Raw genomic sequence first — 21,358 nt, 5'->3', positions numbered from 1 at the left:
TGAATGATCCACCCTGATCGTTTTCTGATCAGATTCACGCGAAAGAAGGCATCCAGTGGCCTCCTCGACTGACGTTCGGCCGAAGATCACCTTGGCCTGTGAGGTGTGCAAGCACCGCAACTACATCACCAAGAAGAACCGCCGCAACGATCCCGATCGCCTCGAGCTGAAGAAGTTCTGCCCGAACTGCGGAACTCACCAGGCGCATCGCGAGTCCAAGTAAGTTTCTTCTCGGAGTCGACGCTCGCGCGTTAGGTTCACTGTCACACTGCCCTAACGGAAGTTGTTGCGTCTAGCAGGGCAGGGGAGTTTCGCTGTGACAGAAACAGTCGTGAGAGAGGCCGAGTTGGTCTCCGACCCCGCCGCGCATGCGGCCGAGATGGTCGGGCACCACTATCGCGTGACCGACTTCTACGAGATCGGCCGGGAGAAGATCCGCGAGTACGCCCGTGCGGTGCTCGATGATCACCCCGCTCATCACGACGAGAATGCGGCTGAGGGCCTCGGTTACGACGGCCTCATCGCACCCCTGACCTTCGTGTCGATCGTCGGCATGCTCGCGCAGCGGAAGCTGTTCGAGGAGGTCGTAACCGGTTACGACCTCAGTCAGATCATGCAGACCGATCAGCGGCTCGTGTTCCACAGGCCGCTGAAGGCCGGTGACCGATTGATCTGCGACGTGTACCTGGAATCGTTCCGCCAGGTAGCAGGCAGCGACATCATCGTCACCAAAAACATCATCTCCGACGTGAACGGCGAACTGGTCCAGACCACCTGGACCACGCTCGTCGCGCGCTCCGGGGGTGAAGTGGACGAGAACATCGCACACGCGGTCAAGGATGTGATGATGCATGTCGCTCCGTAAGTTCGAGGACGTCGCCGTCGGCGAGGAACTGCCCGAGCGCATCGTCACCCTGACCCGTGGCAATCTCGTCAACTACGCCGGCGTGTCGGGTGATCCCAACCCCATCCACTGGAGCGACCACGTGGCCCGACTGGCCGGCTTGCCGGATGTCGTCGCGCACGGGATGCTCACGATGGGTCTGGGTGGCGGGTTCGTCTCGTCCTGGCTCGGCGATCCGGGTGCCGTGACCGAATACAACGTTCGGTTCACCAGCCCGGTGTATGTGGCGGCCGACAAGGCTGCCGAAGTGGAGTTCACCGGCAAGGTCAAGTCGGTGGACGCCGAAAGCAAGACCGCAGTAGTCGCGATCGTGGCACGATCGGAGGGTCGCAAGATCTTCGGGCGGGCCACCGCAACGGTCCGTTTGGCCTGAGTGCCGAGCGGATTGGGTTTGATCCGGGCATTGAAGTACACTAGAGTTTCTGGGGTTACTCAGGCGCTGCGCGCTGCCCTACGGTGCTGGTAACAGTCCGCACAGGGGTGGCGCGCATGTCATGTGAACCCAGATAGGTCGACCAGTTCGATCGGTCGACAAAGGGGCGTAGCTCAACTGGCAGAGCAGCGGTCTCCAAAACCGCAGGTTGCAGGTTCAAGTCCTGTCGCCCCTGCACCCGGACCGGCCAGCGACTGAGAGGAACGACGGTGAGCGAGGAGCGCGGTAAGCGCGACGACGGCACTCCCGAGTCTGCGGACTCCGGCCCTGTCGACGGATCGGCCGTTCCCGACCAGCCCGCGAACGGCGAGGTCACTGCTGAAGAGAGCCCCAAGAGTGCGGCCCCAGCAGGAAAGCCCAGCGGCAAGCGCACCGCGCGCCGCGCCGGCACCGATATCGCAGAGCCCGTCGAGGCGGTCAAGCCGGCGGTCGCCGCGTCTTCCGTCAAGTCGACCAAGTCTCGCTCCGCGTCCTCTGCGGTGTCGAAGTCGGTCGCCAGTAAGTCTCGCAAGGCGGACAAGCCCCGCACGGAGAACATCTTCAAGCGGATTCGTCGCTTCCTGCGGGAAGTGATTGCCGAGCTCCGTAAGGTCATCTGGCCCAATCGTAAGCAGATGATCACCTACACCAGTGTTGTGCTCGTGTTCGTCGCCTTCATGGTGACGTTCATCAGCCTCCTCGACGTCGGATTCATCAAGGGCGTCAGCTGGTTGTTCGGCTAACTCGGGCGCGCCCGTCGGCGTTCCCGAACGATGTGATTGACGAGAGGAAGAGTGCCTCCAGTGAGCACCCCCGAGAACGACTACGAGGCCCTGGCCGAGGAGCGCGTTTCGGCCGAGGCGGTAACCGAAGACACCGACGACGCTGTGTCTGTCGACGAGACGGTCGAGGACGACACTGCTGACGCTGCCGACGTGCAGCTCGAGGACGGTGCCGTCGCGGAACAGGCTCCCGAGGAAGCAGTCGATCCCGTCGCCGAGTTCAAGGCAGCGCTGCGCCGCGCGCCCGGCGACTGGTACGTCATCCACTCGTACGCCGGCTACGAGAACAAGGTGAAGGCCAACCTCGAGACCCGCGTCCAGAACCTCGACGTCGGCGACTACATCTTCCAGGTGGAGGTTCCCACCGAAGAGGTCACCGAGATCAAGAACGGCCAGCGCAAGCAGGTCAACCGCAAGATCCTTCCTGGCTACATCCTCGTGCGCATGGAGCTGAACGACGAGTCGTGGGGCGCGGTCCGCAACACCCCCGGCGTCACCGGTTTCGTCGGTGCCACCTCGCGCCCGTCGCCGCTCACGCTGAACGAGGTCGTCAAGTTCCTCATGCCGCAGGAGGGCCAGAAGAAGCCTGCCGCGGCTGCCGCCGCTGCCGGTGGCGAGGTCGCCGCACCGACCGTCGCGAAGCCGGTCATCGAGGTCGACTTCGAGGTCGGCGAGTCGGTCACCGTCATGGACGGCCCGTTCGCGACCCTCCCGGCGAGCATCAGCGAGGTCAACGCCGAGCAGCAGAAGCTCAAGGTCCTCGTCTCGATCTTCGGTCGCGAGACCCCGGTGGAGCTGTCCTTCAATCAGGTCTCGAAGATCTAGCACCGTCCCCAGTGGCCGTCCGGTGCCGGACAGCCTGCACCGGACACCCAGGGACCCACACACTTGCACGCAGTACGCAAGAAACACACCCAGTAAGAACAAGGAACGAAGATGCCCCCCAAGAAGAAGAAGCTCGCAGGGCTGATCAAGCTTCAGATCCAGGCCGGTCAGGCCAACCCTGCACCGCCCGTGGGTCCCGCGCTCGGTCAGCACGGCGTGAACATCATGGAGTTCTGCAAGGCTTACAACGCGGCGACTGAGTCCCAGCGCGGCAACGTGATCCCTGTCGAGATCTCCGTCTACGAAGACCGGACCTTCGACTTCAAGCTGAAGACCCCGCCGGCCGCCAAGCTGCTGCTCAAGGCTGCTGGTGTCCAGAAGGGCTCCGGCGAGCCGCACAAGACCAAGGTCGCGACCGTGACCATGGATCAGGTGCGCGAGATCGCGAAGACCAAGCAGGAAGACCTCAACGCGAACGACATCGACGCGGCCGCGAAGATCATCGCCGGCACCGCGCGCTCGATGGGTATCACCGTCGAGGGCTGAGCGTAGCGAGGCCCCGCACTCACACTGCAGGGTCGAACCTCCACTGTGGGAGGGCCGGCCAGGCCCGTAACCACAACTGAACCATTCACCCGGGTCGAGGCCCAGGGTGAGAAGTAAGGACAGAAGAAATGGCAAAGCGCAGCAAGGCGTACCTCGCCGCCGCTGAGAAGATCGACGCGGACAAGCTCTACAGCCCCCTGCAGGCTGCGAAGCTGGCCAAGGAGACCTCGTCGGCCAAGATGGACGCGACCGTCGAGGTCGCCGTCCGCCTGGGCGTCGACCCCCGCAAGGCGGACCAGATGGTTCGCGGCACGGTCAACCTGCCGCACGGCACCGGTAAGACCGCCCGCGTCGTCGTCTTCGCCGTGGGCGAGAAGGCCGCCGAGGCCGAGGCCGCCGGTGCGGACGCCGTCGGCTCCGAGGATCTGATCGAGCGCATCCAGGGCGGTTGGACCGACTTCGACGCCGCGATCGCCACCCCTGACCAGATGGCCAAGGTCGGCCGCATCGCCCGCGTCCTCGGACCGCGTGGCCTGATGCCGAACCCGAAGACCGGCACCGTTACGCCGGACGTCGCGAAGGCTGTCGCCGACATCAAGGGCGGCAAGATCAACTTCCGCGTCGACAAGCAGGCCAACCTGCACTTCGTGATCGGCAAGGCGTCGTTCGACGAGGCCAAGCTGGTCGAGAACTACGGCGCGGCGCTGGACGAGATCCTGCGTGCCAAGCCGTCGTCGGCGAAGGGCCGTTACGTCAAGAAGGTCACGGTTTCGACCACCACCGGACCGGGCATCCCGGTGGACCCGAACCGTACCCGCAACCTCCTCGAGGATGCCGAGTAAGTCGCGGCTTCACGCGATCTGATCGACACCGCAGGCCGGCGCAGAAACATCTGCGCCGGCCTTCGGCGTCTCCAGGGGACCGGCCGCGTCCATCCCGGCCGGTCCGGGCTCGTACGGGCGCTGTGATGGTGGGCACAATCCGGCAGTCCGGGGCGTATCCGCTTTGCGCTCGACCCCCGACTTCGTTAGGCTGCTCGTTGGAATTCGGTGCTCGATGCGATTTCCGCCCCGAAAACTGTTCTACCCAAGACCGTTGGTCACCGTGCCCAGTTATGGAATCGGTTGAAGGTCCGGGATTGCCCGGCGGCCCACGCAGGAGGACGAGGTGGGGGATGTTTGTCTGCGCCCGGCTCCGGCCGGATGGATGGATCTCCTCGTGTACGCCCCGTGTGCCCTGCACCGGGGCGTTTTGCATGTCACGGCCCGAAGTGGAACAACGACTGTCACGAGAGGAGGCGAAGTATGGCAAAGCCTGAGAAGGTTTCCGCAGTTGCGGAGATCACCGAGCAGTTCAAGGACTCGACCGCCGCCGTGATCACGGAATACCGTGGTCTGTCGGTCACGAGTCTGACGCAGCTGCGACGCGCTCTCGGAGAGGGTGCCACCTACTCCGTCGCCAAGAACACCCTGGTCAAGCGTGCCGCCGCTGAGGCGGGCGTCGAGGGCCTTGACGACCTGTTCGTCGGACCGACCGCCATTGCATTCATCAAGGGCGAGCCGGTCGACGCTGCCAAGGCCATCAAGGCCTTCGCTAAGGACAACAAGGCACTCGTCATCAAGGGCGGGTACATGGACGGCGCTGCGCTGTCCGTGGAGCAGGTCAACCAGATCGCGGACCTCGAGTCCCGCGAGATCCTGTTGGCCAAGCTCGCCGGCGCGATGAAGGGCAACTTGGCAAAGGCCGCTGGCCTGTTCAACGCTCCCGCTTCGCAGGTGGCCCGTCTGGCCGCCGCGCTGCAGGAGAAGAAGGCTGCGGAGGGTGGGGCCGAGGCTCCCGCCGACGCCGCTGCCGAATAGCTGATCCGCACCTGCGCATCACAACCATCACCACCTGTCCGGTCGCGGATCAGCGACACAGGACTTAAGAGGAAGGACCGCCACCATGGCGAAGCTCACCACCGAAGAGTTGCTGGACCAGTTCAAGGAGCTGACCCTGCTCGAGCTCTCGGAGTTCGTGAAGGCGTTCGAGGAGACCTTCGAGGTCACCGCTGCTGCTCCGGTTGCCGTTGCCGCTGCCGGCGCTCCGGCCGCTGCCGCTGAGGCCGAGTCCGAGCAGGACGAGTTCGACGTCATCCTGGAGTCGGCTGGCGACAAGAAGATCCAGGTCATCAAGGTCGTCCGTGAGGTCGTCTCCGGCCTGGGCCTGAAGGAAGCCAAGGACCTCGTCGAGGGTGCTCCGAAGCCGATCCTGGAGAAGGTCGCCAAGGACGCAGCTGACGCTGCCAAGGAGAAGCTCGAGGCTGCCGGCGCGAAGATCACCGTCAAGTAAGACGTTTTTCTGCGCTGCTTCCTGACGAAGCATCGAGAAGAGGGCCGTCCCCGTTCGGGGGCGGCCCTCTTCGTCGTCGCCCGACCTGTCCCAGTCGTCGGGACTGTCGGGTCTTGTCGGCTTACTTACTCATAAGTAATATGCGGTGTCACGGATAACACTTCGATGCGATAGAGTGACGCAACCCACAGTGGATCACAGTGGGGGGACGTGCCTGAACGCAGGAGGTAATGGTGGGAGTCGAGGTAGCAGTCGAAGGACTCACGAAGTCTTTCGGCTCGCAGAAGATCTGGCAGGACGTGACGCTCACGCTGCCGGCCGGAGAGGTCAGCGCGCTGCTGGGCCCGTCCGGTACCGGCAAGTCGGTGTTCCTCAAGTCCCTGATCGGTCTGCTGCGGCCCGAGGAGGGGTCGATCGTCATCGACGGGACCGACATCCTGCAGTGCTCCTCGAAGGAGTTGTACGAGATCCGGAAGCTGTTCGGCGTCCTGTTCCAGGACGGCGCACTGTTCGGCTCGATGAACCTGTACGACAATGTGGCCTTCCCGCTGCGTGAGCACACCAAGAAGTCCGAGTCCGAGATCCGCAAGATCGTCATGGAGAAGCTCGAGCTCAACGGCCTCGTCGGGGCCGAGGGCAAGCTCCCCGGCGAGATCTCCGGCGGTATGCGCAAGCGCGCCGGACTCGCTCGCGCCCTGGTGCTCGATCCCCAGATCATCCTCGTCGACGAGCCGGACTCGGGCCTCGACCCGGTCCGCACGACGTACCTCAGCCAGCTGCTGATCGACATCAACGCGCAGATCGACGCGACGATCCTCATCGTGACGCACAACATCAACCTGGCCCGCACCGTGCCCGACAACCTGGGCATGCTGTTCCGCAAGCAGCTCGTCATGTTCGGTCCGCGTGAGGTGCTGCTCACCAGCGACGAACCCGTGGTGCACCAGTTCCTCAACGGGTCCAAGATCGGCCCGATCGGCATGTCGGAGGAGAAGGACGAGGCCCAGATGGCGCACGAGCAGGCGCTCGTCGACGCCGGTCACCATCACGGCGGCACCGACGACGTCTACGGTGTGGTGCCGCAGATGCAGGCCACGCCCGGACTGCCGTTCCGTCAGGCGGTCGCTCGCCGTCAGGCCCGCGTCCGCCAGATCCTGCACACGCTGCCGTACGAGGCCCAGCAGAGCATCCTTGCGAGCATGAACGACGACCAGGCGACCCAGGTGATTCCCACGTACGACGACGGGGGACTCGGACAGTCCACCTTCGGGCGCGGTTAAGGACCGCGTATGGGGGGCGCGCGCGCTTCGATGATGAAGCCGGTCACCGGGGCGTTGACCCAGGCCGGCAACATCGTCCAACTGTTCGTCGACGTCGTTCGCAACACGTTCAAGCGGCCGTTCCAGTTCAAGGAGTTCATCGAACAGGCGTGGTTCATCGCGAGCGTGACGATCCTCCCGACAGCGCTCGTCGCGATTCCGTTCGGTGCGGTCGTGTCGTTGCAGACCGGCTCGCTGATCAAACAGTTGGGTGCCGAAGCCTTCACAGGCGCCGCCAGTGTTCTCGCCGTGATCCAGCAGGGCAGTCCGATCGTGACGGCTCTGCTGATCGCCGGCGCGGCGGGTTCGGCCGTCACCGCCGATCTGGGTTCGCGGACGATCCGGGAGGAGATCGACGCGATGGAGGTGCTCGGCATCAACCCGGTCCAGCGCCTGGTCGTTCCGCGGGTCCTCGCGATGGTGTTGGTCGCGGTGTTGCTCAACGGTCTGGTCTCGGTCGTCGGCATCGCGGGTGGCTACTTCTTCAACGTCATCCTCCAGGGCGGTACCCCCGGCGCCTACCTCGCATCGTTCTCGGCGCTCGCACAGCTGCCCGACCTGTACATCGCCGAGGTCAAGGCGGCGATCTTCGGCGTCATCGCGGGTGTCATCGCGGCCTACAAGGGACTCACGCCCAAGGGAGGGCCCAAGGGCGTCGGGGAGGCGGTGAACCAGGCCGTCGTCATCACGTTCCTGGTGTTGTTCTTTGCGAACCTGATCCTCACCACCGTGTACCTGCAGATCGTCCCGGCGAAGGGGGCATGAGTCGATGACGATCGCACGGGGTCGCGGCGACTACGCACTGATCCGGGCGCGACGCTGGGCGCGCAAGCCGCTCGACGTGCTCGACAACGCCGGCGAGCAGATGTCGTTCTACTCCCGGGCCATCGCGTGGACGCCGCGGACGCTGCGCCGCTACCGCAAGGAGATGCTGCGACTGCTCGCCGAGGTGACCTTCGGCAGCGGCGCGCTCGCGGTGATCGGCGGCACCATCGGCGTCATCGTGATGATGTCCGGGTTCACCGGCGTCGTCGTCGGTCTGCAGGGTTTCGCGGCCCTCGATCAGATCGGCAGCTCCGTGCTGACCGGCTTCTTGTCGGCGTACGTCAACACCCGGGAGATCGCGCCGGTCGTCGCGGCGCTCGCGCTGTCGGCCACGGTCGGCTGTGGTTTCACCGCCCAGCTCGGTGCGATGCGGATTTCGGAGGAGATCGACGCGCTCGAGGTGATGGCGGTGCCCAGCGTGCCGTTCCTCGTCACGACCCGGATGATCGCCGGCTTCGTCGCGGTGATCCCGCTGTACATCGTCGGCCTGCTCGCTGCGTACCTAGCGTCGCGTGTCGTGAGCACCGTGTTCAACGGCCAGTCCACGGGGTCGTACGACCACTACTTCAACCTGTTCCTGCCGCCCGAGGACGTGTTGTGGTCCTTCGGCAAGGTGCTGGTGTTCGCGTTCGTCCTGATCCTCGTCCACTGCTACTACGGGTTCCACGCCCGCGGCGGCCCGGCCGGCGTCGGTGTCGCGGTCGGCCACGCCGTGCGCACCGCCATCGTCACCATCGCCGTCCTGGACTTCTTCCTGAGCCTTGCGATCTGGGGCACGACGACCACGGTGCGGGTGGCCGGATGATCGAGACACCGTCGAAGCTGCGCCGCCGCATCCTGGGAGTCGCGTTCTTCCTGGTCCTGGCCCTGTTCGTGGGCGGGACGATCGCCAGCTACACCAAGACGTTCAAGCCCGTCGTCAAGGTCGATCTCGTGACCGACACCGTCGGCAACGCGCTGCCGCGCAACGCGGACGTCAAGGTCCGCGGCCTCATCGTCGGTGAGGTGCGGGGCGCGTCGACCGAGAACGGCAAGGTCACCTCGGTCATGGCGATCGAGCCCGACAAGGCCGAGCTGATCCCGTCGAACGCCACCGCGCGCCTCCTCCCGAAGACGCTGTTCGGCGAGCGGTACGTCGACCTGGTGATCCCCGAAAATCCGAGCCCGAACCCGATCGAGGCCGGCGGCACCATCTACCAGGACAAGAGCGGCAACGCTGTCGAACTCGGCAAGATGCTCGACGGCCTGCTGCCGCTGCTGCAGGCCATCCCGCCGGAGAGTCTGGCGTCGACGCTGGGGGCACTGTCGCAGGCGCTCGACGGCCGCGGCGAACAGCTCGGGGTCACGCTCGACCAGCTCGACACGATCTTCGCCGGCGTCAACACGCGGATGCCGGACCTGAAGGCCGGGCTGCAGAGCTTCGCGACGTTTACCCAGACGTACTCCGATGCCGCGCCGCAGCTGATCAACGCGCTCGACAGCCTGCGCACCACGAACGCCACCGTCGTGCAGGAGCGGAGCTCGATCGACGCGCTCATGGCGTCGGTGACCTCGACCGGTGCGAGCACCGCCGATCTGCTCACCGCCAACCGTGATTCGCTCGTCTCGATCGCGGCGGACTCGCGGGAGGCGCTCGAGATCCTCGCGCGGTTCTCCGGGACGTTCGGCTGCACGTTCGCCAACTTCGCGGACGTGATGGCGCGGTCCGGTGCGATCACCGGCGAGGGCACAGACCTGCCGGGTGCACGGGCGACCATCGAACTCGTCAATCCCCGCGGCCGCTACCTGCCCAACCAGGACGAGCCCCGGCTGATCGACACCCGCGGGCCGCGCTGCTACGAGGCGCCTTCGCTGGGCACCGACATCGGCCAGTACCCGGGCGGCTCGATCCACGACGGTTCGTACCAGGTCCCGACCCGGAACGCGGGCGACCAGAACATCCCGGACGTCCCGGCTCCGCAGTACTCGGTGATGCCGTCGGCGACCGCGCCCGTGACGTACGTGGGCTCGCAACTCGAGCGCGACACCCTGGCCGTCGTGTACGGCGAGGCGACCGGCATCGCTCCGGAGGACGTGCCGTCGTGGACCACCAGGATCGGTGCCCCGGCACTGCGCGGAAAGGAGGTGAGCGTCAAGTGAAGCGACAGCTGCGAGGGGTGGCTGCGCCGCTCACCAAACTGCTGATCTTCGCGGTGGTCACCATCGTCGCGACGGGCTTTCTCGCTCTCACGATCGCGAACACCAGTTCCGCGGGGGGAACGAAGTTCAATGCGCGGTTCACCGACGTGACGTCGCTCAACAAGGGTGACGAGGTCCGCATCGCCGGTGTCCGGGTGGGCCAGGTGACCAAGATCGAGATCGTCGACGACCGGGAAGCGCAGGTCGAGTTCGCGCTCACCGACCGGGACTGGCTGCCCGCCAGCACGACGGCGACGATCCGGTTCCGCAACCTCGTCGGGCAGCGATACATCGCGCTCGAGCAGGGGACCGGTCAACAGGGGTACAAGATGAACGCGGGGGAGACGATCCCACTCGACCGGACCAAGCCGGCCGTGAACCTCACGACGCTGTTCAACGGGTTCCGGCCGCTGTTCCAGACGCTCAGCGCCGACGACGTCAACAAGCTGTCGTACCAGATCATCCAGGTGTTCCAGGGGGAGGGCGGAACGATCGAGGAACTCGTGGCGAACACCGCGTCCCTGACCAACACGATCGCCGACAAGGACAAGGTGATCGGCGAGCTGATCACCAATCTCAACCACGTCCTCGACACCGTCAACAAGCGTGACGAGCAGGTCGACCAGCTGATCGTGAACACCGAGCGCCTGGTGAGCGGGCTGAACGCCGACCGCGGTGTGATCGGCCGGTCGGTGCAGTCGCTGTCCGAGCTGACCGACGCGACCGCCGATCTCCTGGTGCCGACCCGGCCGTCGATCCAGGGTTCGATCGCGGGTCTCAACGCGCTGGCCGGGCACGTCAACGAGCGATCCGACGACGTGAACCAGGTGCTCGCGAACCTGCCGGTGAAGATGGAGAAGCTGGGGCGCGCGGGCAGCTACGGGTCGTGGTTCCAGTTCTACCTGTGCGGCATCGACATCGTCGCCGGGCCGGGAACGGCGCCGCAGCTCAACTTGCCGACGAACCTTCCGACGATCAACCAGCCCATCTACACGAACGCGGCTCCTCGTTGCTACGCGGACGGTGGCCAGTGACGAGTCACGCGACGAAGAAGCGCAATCCGGCGGTCACCGGTGGCCTCGGCATCCTGGTGATCCTGCTCGCGACCATGTCGGCGTTCTTCCTCGACAGCCTGCCGATCGTCGGCGCCGCCAATCGGTACACCGCCGAGTTCTCGGAGGCCGCCGGTCTCAAGCCCGGCAACGAGGTGCGGGTGGCCGGTGTGAAGATCGGCAAGGTCACCGACATCGACCTGGCCGGTGACCGTGTCCTGGTGACGTTCCAGACCAAGGACGCGTGGGTGGGCGACCAGTCCACGGCGTCGATCCAGATCAAGACGATCCTGGGGCAGAAGTACCTGGCCCTCGACCCGCGCGGCACCGAGGTGCTCGACCCGGGAACACCGATCCCGCTCGAGCGGACCACGTCGCCGTACGACGTCATCGACGCCTTCGGCGACGCCGCGACGACGCTCGCGGAGATCGACACGACGCAACTGGCGTCGAGCTTCGAGGTGCTGTCGCAGTCGTTCGCCGGAACCCCCGACGAGATCCGGGGTTCGCTCGACGGCGTCGCCCGGCTGTCCGAGACCATCGCCAAGCGCGACCAGGAACTCGGAAAGCTGTTCGAGGCGACCAAGCAGACCTCGCAGATTCTCGCCGACCGGAACGAGCAGTTCGAGAAGATCCTCGCGAACGGCGGCACGCTGCTCGCGGAGCTCAACACCCGCCAGCAGGCGATCGGTCAGCTGCTCGTCAGCACCCAGACGCTGTCGCGGGAGCTCACCGGCCTGGTCGCGGACAACGAGGCCCAGATCACCCCGGCGCTCACGCAGCTGCAGGGCGTCATCGACATCCTCAACGCGAACCAACAGAACGTGAGCAAGGCGCTCGAGTACGCGGCGCCGTTCTACCGCATCTACGCCAATGTCCTCGGGAACGGCCGCTGGTTCGACACAGTCGTGACCAACCTGACCCCGCCCGGGCTGCCGGACATCCCCGGATACCGCGAGCCCTTCCGCACCCTGGGGGGTAACTGATGAGCGAGATTCGGGCAGGCGCCCGCAGGTGGATTCCCGTGGCGCTGATCACGGCCCTCGCGGTCGTGGCGGCCGGCGTTCTGTGGTGGGCGTTCCAGAACGCGGGCACCACCAGGATCACCGCATACTTCGACAAGTCGGTGGGCATCTACGAGGGCTCCGACGTGCGCGTCCTCGGTGTGAAGGTCGGCAGGGTCGATTCGGTGGTTCCGCAGGGCGAACAGGTGCAGGTGACGATGACCGTCGAGCGCGGCGTCGACATCCCGGCCGACGCGAGGGCCGCGCAGATCACGCCGTCGGTCGTCTCCGACCGCTACATCCAGCTCACGCCGGCCTACACGGGCGGCGAGAAGATGAGCCGGGACGCGACGATCCCGCGGGACCGCACGGCCACACCGGTCGAGGTCGACGAGCTGTACGCCAGCGTCACCGAGCTGTCGGAGGCACTCGGCCCGAACGGGGCCAACAAGGACGGTGCGCTGTCCGACCTCGTCGACACCGCCGCCGCGAACCTCGACGGCAACGGCGACGCGCTGGGCAACACGTTCACACAGCTGTCCGCGGCGGCGCGCACGCTGTCGGACTCGCGCGCCGACATCTTCGACACCGTCAAGAACCTGCAGGTGTTCGTCGGCGCGCTCGCCGCGAACGACGCGCAGGTGCGCCAGTTCAACACCCAGCTGGCCGACTTGAGTGGATTCCTGGCGGGGGAGAAGGAGAATCTGGGGCTGGCGCTGAACCAGCTGTCGCTCGCGCTCGGCGACGTCGCCCGGTTCGTCGAGAACAACCGGGACCTGCTCGCGCAGAATCTCGACGGGCTCACCACCGTCACCCAGACGGTCGCCGACCAGCGCGACGCGCTCGCGGAGGCGCTGGTGACGATTCCGCTGGCGATCAGCAATCTGGTCAACGCGCACGACGCCGAGTCGGGCACGCTGCAGATGCGCGTCGACCTGCCGGACCTGCAGGATCCGTTCGGCCTGGGCTGCAAGCTCATCGACGTCGCGAAGCTGATGCCGGGGGATCCGCGGTTCGAGGCGCTGGGGCGGCAGATGAAGCCGCTCATCGACAACTGCAAGGTCGTCACGGATCAGCTGACGGCCGGTGTGAAGACGCCGACGTTGAACCTGCCGCTCGGCATCCTGAGCGGCGACAACCTGCAGCGCGGGACTGTGCCGGGCACTGTCCCGGGCACGCCGTCGCCGCGGTTGGGCGGAACCCCGGGGGGCACGCCGTGAGGACTGTGCGGACGAGGGCCGCAGCGATGGCCGCGGGAATGTGCGTGCTCGCGGTGGCCGCGACCGGGTGCTCGTCGGGTGGCATCTACTCGGTCCCGCTGCCCGGCGGCGCCGACATCGGTAACGATCCGATGCACGTGAAGATCGAGTTCGACGACGTGCTCGATCTGGTACCCCAGTCGACCGTCAAGGTCGACGGTGTTCCGGTGGGCCGGGTCGAGACCATCGAGGTGGCGTCCGACGGCTGGACCGCGCAGGTCGACACGCTGGTCAACAGTTCGGTCGACCTGCCGGCCAACGCGGTCGCGGAGGTGCAGCAGTCGAACCTGCTGGGCGAGAAGTTCATCGCGATCTCGGCGCCGGACGTGAATCCGTCGACCGAGCGGCTGGCGAGCGGCGACACCATCCCGGTGGACCGCACCCGCCACGCCACCGACATCGAGCAGGTACTCGGTGCGCTGTCTCTGCTGCTCAATGGTGGTGGCGTCGCACAGCTGCAGCCGATCGTCTCGGAACTCGAGAAGGCACTCGACGGTCGCGAGACGAAGGTCCGCGGCCTGCTCGAGCAGGCGAACACTCTCATCGCGGGACTCGACGAGCAGCGCGACTCGATCACCCGCGCGCTGGACGGCCTCGACACGCTCAGCGTGCGCGTCGGCGACCAGACGTCCAAACTCGAGAAGATCCTCGACGAGCTGCCGGAGGGCGTGAACATCCTCGCCGAGCAGCGTCCGCAGCTGGTGCAGATGCTTGCGCAGGTGGATCGGCTCGGGCAGGTCGGCAGCGACGTCATCAACGAGTCGAAGGACGATCTGATCGCGGATCTGCGGGCGCTGCGGCCCACACTGCAGCAGCTCGCGGAGGCCACCCCGGACATCATTGCGTCGGCGCCGATCGTGCCCACGTTCCCGTTCCCGGACTCGATCATCCCCTCGATCCACGGCGGCATGTCCAACGTGTTCCTGTCCATCGACCTGCAGATCGGGGACACTCTGTCGAACCTCGGCGTCGGCAAGCCCGACCCGGTGTACTACCCGCCGAAGTACGGTCCGCCGGTGCCCGTGAACCCGAGCAACCCGTACTACAACGGCAACGGCGCGCGCCCGGGCTGGCCGACGGTGTCGCTGCTGCCGCTGCCGCCGATCGTGCCCGACCCGGTTCCCGCGCCAGGCACCGCGCCGGTGTCCGCGCAGCAGAACCCGTTCGATGCGTTCTTGAAGCAGCTGGGGGTGGGTGGGTAATGGTCTCGCGTCTCGCCAGGTGGCAGTTGGTGGCGTTCGTCGTCGTCGCGGTGCTCGGCATCAGCTACGTCGGCGCCAAGTACGTGCGTCTGGACACGCTGCTGGGATTCGGCGAGTACCAGGTGGACGCGCAGCTCGCGAACTCCGGCGGCATCTTCACCAACGCCGAGGTGACGTACCGCGGTGTGCCCGTCGGGCGGGTCGGTGACCTCACCCTGACCGAGGACGGCGTGTCCGTCGCGCTCATGATCAGCGACGGTGCGCCTCAGATCCCGGCGTCGGCCAAGGCCGTGGTCGCCAACCGGTCGGCGATCGGTGAGCAGTACGTGGATCTGCAGCCGGACACCGACGAGGGCCCCTACCTCACCGACGGATCGGTGATCACCGAACCGAACACGGCCACGCCGATTCCGGTCGAGGACCTGATCGGGAGCGTGGACAGGCTCGCCCGGTCGGTCCCGACCGACGCGCTGCACACCACCGTCGTGGAACTGGGCAGAGCGCTGACCGGCAAGGGGGACGACCTGCAGGTGCTGGTCGATTCGCTCGGCCGTTTCACCGAGACCGCGAACGAGGCGCTGCCGCAGACGCTCGCGCTCATCAGCGACGGCCGGACGGTGCTCGACACCCAGGCCGAACAGTCCGGCGCGATCCGCCAGTTCAGCGACGGCCTCGAGCAGGTCGCGGCCCAGCTGAAGTCGAGCGACCCCGACGTCCGCCGACTGATCGGAACCGGAACGGACGCCAGCGACTCCCTCGGCAAGGTCGTGGCGAACAGCGGCGACGCCCTCACCGCGAATCTGACGAACCTGGACACGACGCTGACGACTCTCGCGCCGCGGTCGATCGCGCTGCAGCCGCTGTTCCAGTTCCTGCCGGCACTGTCGGCGGGTGCGTCGGCCGTCGCGCCCGGCGACGGGACCATCCACTTCGGGCTCGTCCTCGAGACCAACAACCCGGTCCCGTGCACGCAGGGCTACGAGGGCACGCAGGAGATCCTCGCGCAGATGAAGGCCCAGAACCCGAACTTCGACGACACCGTCGACGACTTCCCGTTCAACACGAACGTGCGGTGCGCGGTCGAGCAGGGCAACCCGACCGGTGTCCGCAGTGCCGAACGTATCGTCTACGCCGATCCGCGGACCCCGCAGCCGTGGGACAGCAACCCCAAGACCGATCCCGACAAGTTGAACCTGAACCCGATCGCCACCCAGCTCGCGACCCTGATGGGCGTCGTGCCGGTCCGGTAGCGTCGGGCGAACATTCGTTACCCGAGAGTAAGGTTGCCGTGTGACGGACACCACGACCAAGAACAACAAGATCCTCGTCGCGGCGACCGTTGCGGTGGTCGTTCTCCTCGTCGGCGCCGTCGTGGCGGCCGGATGGTTCGGTGTCGGGTGGGCGCGGGCCGCGTTCGTGGAGAAGCCCGAGGCGGACGCGCGCGAGTCGGCGCTGTCCGACGCCCGGCAGGCCGCGATCAACCTCAACTCGTTCGACGCCGCGAACCTCGACACGTCGTTCGCGAACATCGAGTCGTCGATCACGGGCGGCCTGGTCGACGACCTGAACGCGACGAAGGACCAGCTCACCCAGCAGACGGCACAGACCGGGGCCCGCAGTACCGCCGAGGTGCTCGGTGCGACCCTGACGGCGCTGAACACCGACGACGGGACCGCCGATGCGCTCGTCGTCCTCGCCTCGACGACGACGTGGCCCGACCAGTCGTCACGCAAGGTGCGCGTGACGATGCGGTTGACCATGGACGAGGGCGACGACGGCGTATGGCGTGCGTCGAAGTCCGTGAATCTCGGCAACGCCGCGGTGCTCGACGAGTCTCCCGCACCGGCGCCCGCCCCGGCGCCGCCCGCGGATCCGAACGCCGGACCGGCCACGCCCGCCCCCGACGCCGGTGGCCAGTAGCGCCTGCCCTGCCCTGCCCGATCCGGGTCGACGTCCCGCGTGGTGTCGTCGCTGCCCGTCAAAGGAGTTCTCCAGTGCCTCCCATCCGTCGTAACACCAGGTTGAACACGCCGCAGCGGCGACCCAAGGTCGCCGGTACGGCGGGGCGTTCCGCCGGCCCGGCGTCGGGCGTCGCCGACGATTCGTCCCCGGTCGACTCCGTGCCCGTCGAGGCGCCGGAGTCGGGGGCCACGGTCGTCGAGCGGAGCCCCGGCGTAGAGCAAGGCCCGGTCGTCGAGCAGGGTTCCGCGGCGGAGGACGGCCCGGGTTCCGCGGGGGTGCCCGCGGAACCGGAGGGGCCGGCGGGGGGCGGGCGGCTCGGCTGGCGGCTGGTCGCGGTCCTGGGTGCGGTGGCGGCCGTGGCCGCGGTCTTCGCGGTGGTCGCCGCGTTTCGGCCGGGAGCGCAGGTGAGCAATACCGCGTACGTCGACGTCGCCGCGACGTCGGAGGTGGCGGAGGCGGCCCGCTCCGCCCTGACCACACTGTCCGAGTACGCGCCCGACTCCATCGACCAGTACCCGGACCGGGCGCGGGGCGTGCTGACGGAGAAGATGCGCGCCGAGTTCGACCAGACGGTCGACACGACGGTGTCGGCGGTTCGGCAGTCGGGCACGAGCACGACCGCCGAGGTGAGTGATGTCGGGGTGAAAGTCCTGGACGGTGACCGGGCCGAATTGATCGTGAACATGACGGTCAGTGCCGAGATGAACGGTGTCGCGCAGGACGGGGTCGCCGGCCCGGTGATCGTTCGGATGGAAAAAGTCGACGGCGTGTGGCTATTGTCTGACATTGCGGATCAGTAGTCGGGCGCTCGACAGATCGGTCAGCGCCTTCCTGTCGCCCGACGCCCACTGTCCGGAATCTTCCCGGTGCTCCCGACGAGCATGGCAAGTCGAAACACCGGGACTAGGCTTGACGCGGCGGTGATCACGCGTCACTCTATGCGTGAACATTCACGCGGATTCCCGCGTGCGGCACCCATCCGGGGTGTCCTTTCTGCTGCCCGGCTCGACATCTACTGAGTTTGGGTGTACTTTTGGACGTTGCGCTGGCTGCCTCCTGTCCACCTCTCGACCTCACTGCGGCGAAGTGATCCGCTTCCTGCTCCTGTGGCGAGGATTCGTTCGGGTTGTGACCAGCGAATTCGCCCCACATGAAGAAGCAGATACAGCGGCGGTCGCACCAGCAAGAGCGGCCCGCGTGAGGTGCTGGAAGGACGCATCTTGGCAGTCTCTAGCCAGACCAAGGCAGTTGCCGGAATCCCCGGAGCCCCCAAGAGGGTTTCGTTCGCGAAGATTCGCGAACCCCTCGAGGTGCCAGGGCTCCTCGATCTACAGACTGATTCGTTCGAATGGTTGATCGGCTCGCAGGGCTGGCGTGAGCGCGCAGCCGCGCGTGGCGACGGAGCGGTCCAGGGTGGTCTCGACGAGATCCTGGCCGAGCTCTCGCCGATCGAGGACTTCTCGGGGTCGATGTCCCTGTCCTTCTCCGACCCTCGCTTCGACGAGGTCAAGGCCTCGGTCGACGAGTGCAAAGACAAGGACATGACGTACGCGGCGCCGCTGTTCGTCACCGCGGAGTTCATCAACAACAACACCGGTGAGATCAAGAGCCAGACGGTCTTCATGGGTGATTTCCCGATGATGACTGACAAGGGCACGTTCATCATCAATGGCACCGAGCGCGTCGTCGTCTCGCAGCTGGTCCGTTCGCCGGGCGTGTACTTCGACGAGTCGATCGACAAGAGCACCGAGAAGACCCTGCACAGCGTCAAGGTCATCCCGGGACGTGGTGCGTGGCTCGAGTTCGACGTCGACAAGCGCGACACCGTGGGCGTCCGCATCGACCGCAAGCGCCGTCAGCCGGTCACCGTGCTGCTCAAGGCGCTCGGTTGGACCACCGAGCAGATCACTCAGCGTTTCGGTTTCTCCGAGATCATGATGTCGACGCTCGAGAAGGACAACACCGCCGGCACCGACGAGGCGCTGCTCGACATCTACCGCAAGCTGCGTCCCGGCGAGCCGCCGACGAAGGAGAGCGCGCAGACCCTCCTGGAGAACCTGTTCTTCAAGGACAAGCGCTACGACCTCGCACGCGTGGGCCGCTACAAGATCAACAAGAAGCTGGGCCTGAACACCGGCCTGCCGATCGAGGCGTCGACCCTCACCGAGGAAGACATCGTCGCGACGATCGAGTACCTGGTGCGTCTGCACGCCGGCGACACCACGATGACCGCTCCGGAGGGCGTCGAGGTCCCCGTCGAGGTCGACGACATCGACCACTTCGGTAACCGTCGTCTGCGCACTGTGGGCGAGCTCATCCAGAATCAGATCCGCGTGGGCCTGTCCCGCATGGAGCGCGTCGTCCGCGAGCGCATGACGACTCAGGACGTCGAGGCGATCACGCCGCAGACCCTGATCAACATCCGCCCGGTCGTCGCCGCGATCAAGGAGTTCTTCGGAACCTCCCAGCTGTCGCAGTTCATGGACCAGAACAACCCGCTGTCGGGCCTGACCCACAAGCGTCGTCTGTCGGCGCTGGGCCCCGGCGGTCTGTCGCGTGAGCGCGCCGGCCTCGAGGTGCGAGACGTCCACTCGTCGCACTACGGCCGCATGTGCCCCATCGAGACCCCTGAAGGCCCGAACATCGGCCTGATCGGATCGCTGTCGGTGTACGCGCGGGTCAACCCGTTCGGTTTCATCGAGACCCCGTACCGCAAGGTCGTCGACGGCCAGGTCACCGACCAGGTCGACTACCTGACCGCGGACGAGGAGGACCGCCACGTCGTGGCGCAGGCCAACTCGCCGGTCGATTCCGCCGGGCACTTCGCCGAGGACCGCGTCCTGGTCCGCCGTAAGGGTGGCGAGGTCGAGTTCGTCTCGTCCTCGGACGTCGACTACATGGACGTCTCGCCGCGACAGATGGTCTCCGTCGCGACCGCGATGATTCCGTTCCTCGAGCACGACGACGCCAACCGTGCCCTCATGGGTGCGAACATGCAGCGTCAGGCGGTGCCGCTGGTCCGCAGCGAGTCCCCGCTGGTCGGTACCGGCATGGAGCTGCGTGCCGCGGTCGACGCCGGCGACGTCATCGTCACCGAGAAGAGCGGTGTCGTCGAGGAGGTCTCCTCCGACTACGTCACCGTCATGGCCGACGACGCGAGCCGCAAGACGTACCGTCTGCGCAAGTTCGCGCGCTCCAACCAGGGCACCTGCGCCAACCAGCGTCCGATCGTGGACGAGGGCCAGCGCGTCGAGGCCGGTCAGGTCCTCGCCGACGGCCCCTGCACCGAGAACGGCGAGATGGCGCTCGGCAAGAACCTGCTCGTGGCGATCATGCCGTGGGAGGGCCACAACTACGAGGACGCGATCATCCTGTCGCAGCGCCTCGTGGAGGAGGACGTGCTCACCTCGATCCACATCGAGGAGCACGAGATCGACGCCCGCGACACCAAGCTCGGTGCCGAGGAGATCACCCGGGACATCCCGAACGTCTCCGACGAGGTGCTGGCCGATCTCGACGAGCGCGGCATCGTCCGCATCGGTGCCGAGGTCCGCGACGGCGACATCCTGGTCGGCAAGGTCACCCCGAAGGGCGAGACCGAGCTGACCCCGGAGGAGCGACTGCTGCGCGCGATCTTCGGTGAGAAGGCCCGCGAGGTTCGCGACACGTCCCTCAAGGTTCCGCACGGTGAGTCCGGCAAGGTCATCGGCATCCGCGTGTTCTCGCGCGAGGACGACGACGATCTGCCTCCGGGCGTCAACGAGCTGGTCCGCGTCTACGTGGCCCAGAAGCGCAAGATCCAGGACGGCGACAAGCTCGCCGGCCGCCACGGCAACAAGGGCGTCATCGGCAAGATCCTCCCGCAGGAGGACATGCCGTTCCTGCCCGACGGCACCCCGGTCGACATCATCCTGAACACCCACGGTGTTCCGCGTCGTATGAACATCGGTCAGGTCCTGGAGACGCACCTCGGCTGGATCGGCAAGACCGGCTGGAACGTGCAGATCGCTGCCGACGGCACCCGTCCCGAATGGGCGCAGAACCTGCCCGAGGAGATGCTGTCCGCGCCGGCCGACTCGAACATCGCGACGCCGGTGTTCGACGGTGCCAAGGAGGACGAGCTCACCGGTCTGCTCGGTTCGACGCTGCCGAACCGTGACGGTGAGCAGATGGTCGGGTCGGACGGCAAGGCGACGCTGTTCGACGGTCGCTCCGGCGAGCCGTTCCCGTACCCGGTGTCGGTCGGCTACATGTACATCATCAAGCTGCACCACCTGGTCGACGACAAGATCCACGCGCGTTCGACTGGTCCGTACTCGATGATCACCCAGCAGCCGCTCGGCGGTAAGGCCCAGTTCGGTGGCCAGCGCTTCGGTGAGATGGAGTGCTGGGCGATGCAGGCGTACGGCGCCGCCTACACCCTGCAGGAGCTGCTCACCATCAAGTCGGACGACGTGGTCGGCCGCGTGAAGGTGTACGAGGCCATCGTCAAGGGCGAGAACATCCCCGAGCCGGGCATCCCCGAGTCCTTCAAGGTGCTCCTCAAGGAGCTCCAGTCGCTCTGCCTCAACGTGGAGGTGCTGTCCTCGGACGGCGCGGCCATCGCGATGGCGGACGGCGACGACGAGGACCTCGAGCGTGCCGCCGCGAACCTGGGCATCAACCTGTCCCGGAACGAGGCCGCGACCGTGGACGATCTCGCGAACTAGTTTTCGGTCCCCGGGCCGTGCGCGCACCAACTGCGCGGCCCGGGGGCG

General features: G+C 66.5%; 20 protein-coding genes, 1 tRNA gene and 1 pseudogene. All 22 read left to right on the top strand.

Translation table 11 applies throughout. The features are described from left to right. The first annotated feature begins 55 nt into the window (after positions 1 to 55). Positions 56 to 223, top strand: coding sequence for a 50S ribosomal protein L33 (gene rpmG, locus ABTV10_RS19875; RefSeq protein WP_031937658.1), 168 nt, complete (start codon positions 56 to 58; stop codon positions 221 to 223). Between the two features lie 93 nt (positions 224 to 316). Then, complete coding sequence (hadA, locus tag ABTV10_RS19870; RefSeq protein ID WP_499029605.1) at positions 317 to 865, top strand: (3R)-hydroxyacyl-ACP dehydratase subunit HadA; 549 nt, start codon at positions 317 to 319, stop codon at positions 863 to 865. Continuing rightward, positions 852 to 1,277: a (3R)-hydroxyacyl-ACP dehydratase subunit HadB gene (gene hadB / locus ABTV10_RS19865; protein ID WP_433606776.1), complete on the top strand. Its 426-nt coding sequence runs from the start codon at positions 852 to 854 to the stop codon at positions 1,275 to 1,277. Before hadA ends, hadB begins: the two co-directional genes overlap by 14 nt. 162 nt (positions 1,278 to 1,439) lie before the next feature. Further along, positions 1,440 to 1,512: transfer RNA gene (locus tag ABTV10_RS19860), tRNA-Trp, on the top strand. Positions 1,513 to 1,546: 34 nt separating this feature from the next. Beyond that, positions 1,547 to 2,059 carry a preprotein translocase subunit SecE gene (gene secE / locus ABTV10_RS19855; protein ID WP_499029603.1) on the top strand — a complete coding sequence of 171 codons (513 nt, stop codon included), beginning with the start codon at positions 1,547 to 1,549 and terminating at the stop codon, positions 2,057 to 2,059. A gap of 60 nt (positions 2,060 to 2,119) precedes the next feature. Beyond that, a complete protein-coding gene (nusG, locus tag ABTV10_RS19850) occupies positions 2,120 to 2,923 on the top strand; it encodes a transcription termination/antitermination protein NusG (RefSeq protein WP_499029601.1) in 804 nt (267 codons plus the stop codon). Between the two features lie 111 nt (positions 2,924 to 3,034). Beyond that, positions 3,035 to 3,469, top strand: a complete 435-nt coding sequence (rplK, locus tag ABTV10_RS19845; RefSeq protein WP_031937663.1) for a 50S ribosomal protein L11 — start codon at positions 3,035 to 3,037, stop codon at positions 3,467 to 3,469. A 128-nt stretch (positions 3,470 to 3,597) separates the two neighbouring features. Continuing rightward, positions 3,598 to 4,311, top strand: coding sequence for a 50S ribosomal protein L1 (gene rplA / locus ABTV10_RS19840; protein ID WP_433606769.1), 714 nt, complete (start codon positions 3,598 to 3,600; stop codon positions 4,309 to 4,311). Between the two features lie 462 nt (positions 4,312 to 4,773). Beyond that, a complete protein-coding gene (gene rplJ / locus ABTV10_RS19835) occupies positions 4,774 to 5,328 on the top strand; it encodes a 50S ribosomal protein L10 (protein WP_433606767.1) in 555 nt (184 codons plus the stop codon). 85 nt (positions 5,329 to 5,413) lie between these two features. Further along, the gene (rplL, locus tag ABTV10_RS19830; RefSeq protein ID WP_433606764.1) at positions 5,414 to 5,800 is read left to right on the top strand and encodes a 50S ribosomal protein L7/L12; all 387 of its coding nucleotides are present in this window, start codon (positions 5,414 to 5,416) and stop codon (positions 5,798 to 5,800) included. A gap of 230 nt (positions 5,801 to 6,030) precedes the next feature. Then, the gene (locus tag ABTV10_RS19825) at positions 6,031 to 7,080 is read left to right on the top strand and encodes an ABC transporter ATP-binding protein (protein ID WP_433606762.1); all 1,050 of its coding nucleotides are present in this window, start codon (positions 6,031 to 6,033) and stop codon (positions 7,078 to 7,080) included. 9 nt (positions 7,081 to 7,089) lie between these two features. Further along, entirely contained in the window at positions 7,090 to 7,884 is a 795-nt protein-coding gene (locus tag ABTV10_RS19820) for an MlaE family ABC transporter permease (protein ID WP_499029597.1), read from the top strand. 4 nt (positions 7,885 to 7,888) lie between these two features. Next, positions 7,889 to 8,749 (top strand): MlaE family ABC transporter permease, encoded by an 861-nt coding sequence (locus ABTV10_RS19815; protein ID WP_433606758.1) that lies wholly within the window; start codon positions 7,889 to 7,891, stop codon positions 8,747 to 8,749. Then, positions 8,746 to 10,083, top strand: coding sequence for an MCE family protein (locus ABTV10_RS19810; RefSeq protein WP_499029594.1), 1,338 nt, complete (start codon positions 8,746 to 8,748; stop codon positions 10,081 to 10,083). The genes ABTV10_RS19815 and ABTV10_RS19810 overlap by 4 nt, the downstream gene beginning before the upstream one ends. Beyond that, entirely contained in the window at positions 10,080 to 11,156 is a 1,077-nt protein-coding gene (locus tag ABTV10_RS19805) for an MCE family protein (protein ID WP_499029592.1), read from the top strand. The genes ABTV10_RS19810 and ABTV10_RS19805 overlap by 4 nt, the downstream gene beginning before the upstream one ends. Beyond that, positions 11,153 to 12,160: an MCE family protein gene (locus ABTV10_RS19800; RefSeq protein WP_499029590.1), complete on the top strand. Its 1,008-nt coding sequence runs from the start codon at positions 11,153 to 11,155 to the stop codon at positions 12,158 to 12,160. Before ABTV10_RS19805 ends, ABTV10_RS19800 begins: the two co-directional genes overlap by 4 nt. Continuing rightward, a complete protein-coding gene (locus ABTV10_RS19795; protein ID WP_499029588.1) occupies positions 12,160 to 13,398 on the top strand; it encodes an MCE family protein in 1,239 nt (412 codons plus the stop codon). Before ABTV10_RS19800 ends, ABTV10_RS19795 begins: the two co-directional genes overlap by 1 nt. Then, positions 13,395 to 14,639, top strand: coding sequence for an MCE family protein (locus ABTV10_RS19790; RefSeq protein ID WP_499029586.1), 1,245 nt, complete (start codon positions 13,395 to 13,397; stop codon positions 14,637 to 14,639). Before ABTV10_RS19795 ends, ABTV10_RS19790 begins: the two co-directional genes overlap by 4 nt. Beyond that, positions 14,639 to 15,889 (top strand): MCE family protein, encoded by a 1,251-nt coding sequence (locus tag ABTV10_RS19785; RefSeq protein WP_433606752.1) that lies wholly within the window; start codon positions 14,639 to 14,641, stop codon positions 15,887 to 15,889. Before ABTV10_RS19790 ends, ABTV10_RS19785 begins: the two co-directional genes overlap by 1 nt. Positions 15,890 to 15,929: 40 nt before the next feature. Continuing rightward, complete coding sequence (locus ABTV10_RS19780; RefSeq protein WP_499029583.1) at positions 15,930 to 16,559, top strand: hypothetical protein; 630 nt, start codon at positions 15,930 to 15,932, stop codon at positions 16,557 to 16,559. A 74-nt stretch (positions 16,560 to 16,633) separates the two neighbouring features. Continuing rightward, positions 16,634 to 17,401, top strand: coding sequence for a hypothetical protein (locus tag ABTV10_RS19775; protein ID WP_499029580.1), 768 nt, complete (start codon positions 16,634 to 16,636; stop codon positions 17,399 to 17,401). A 483-nt stretch (positions 17,402 to 17,884) separates the two neighbouring features. Then, positions 17,885 to 21,310 (top strand): annotated as a pseudogene (rpoB, locus tag ABTV10_RS19770) (DNA-directed RNA polymerase subunit beta); the annotation flags it as partial. Between the last annotated feature and the right edge of the window lie 48 nt (positions 21,311 to 21,358).

Origin of the sequence: Paraburkholderia sp. RHO2 (assembly GCF_050955445.1) — a bacterium.
In the GTDB taxonomy this organism is placed as follows: Bacteria; Actinomycetota; Actinomycetes; order Mycobacteriales; family Mycobacteriaceae; genus Prescottella; species Prescottella agglutinans_A.
The sequence above is the reverse complement of the archived record's forward strand: the minus strand, read 5'-3'. Positions and strand labels throughout refer to the sequence as shown.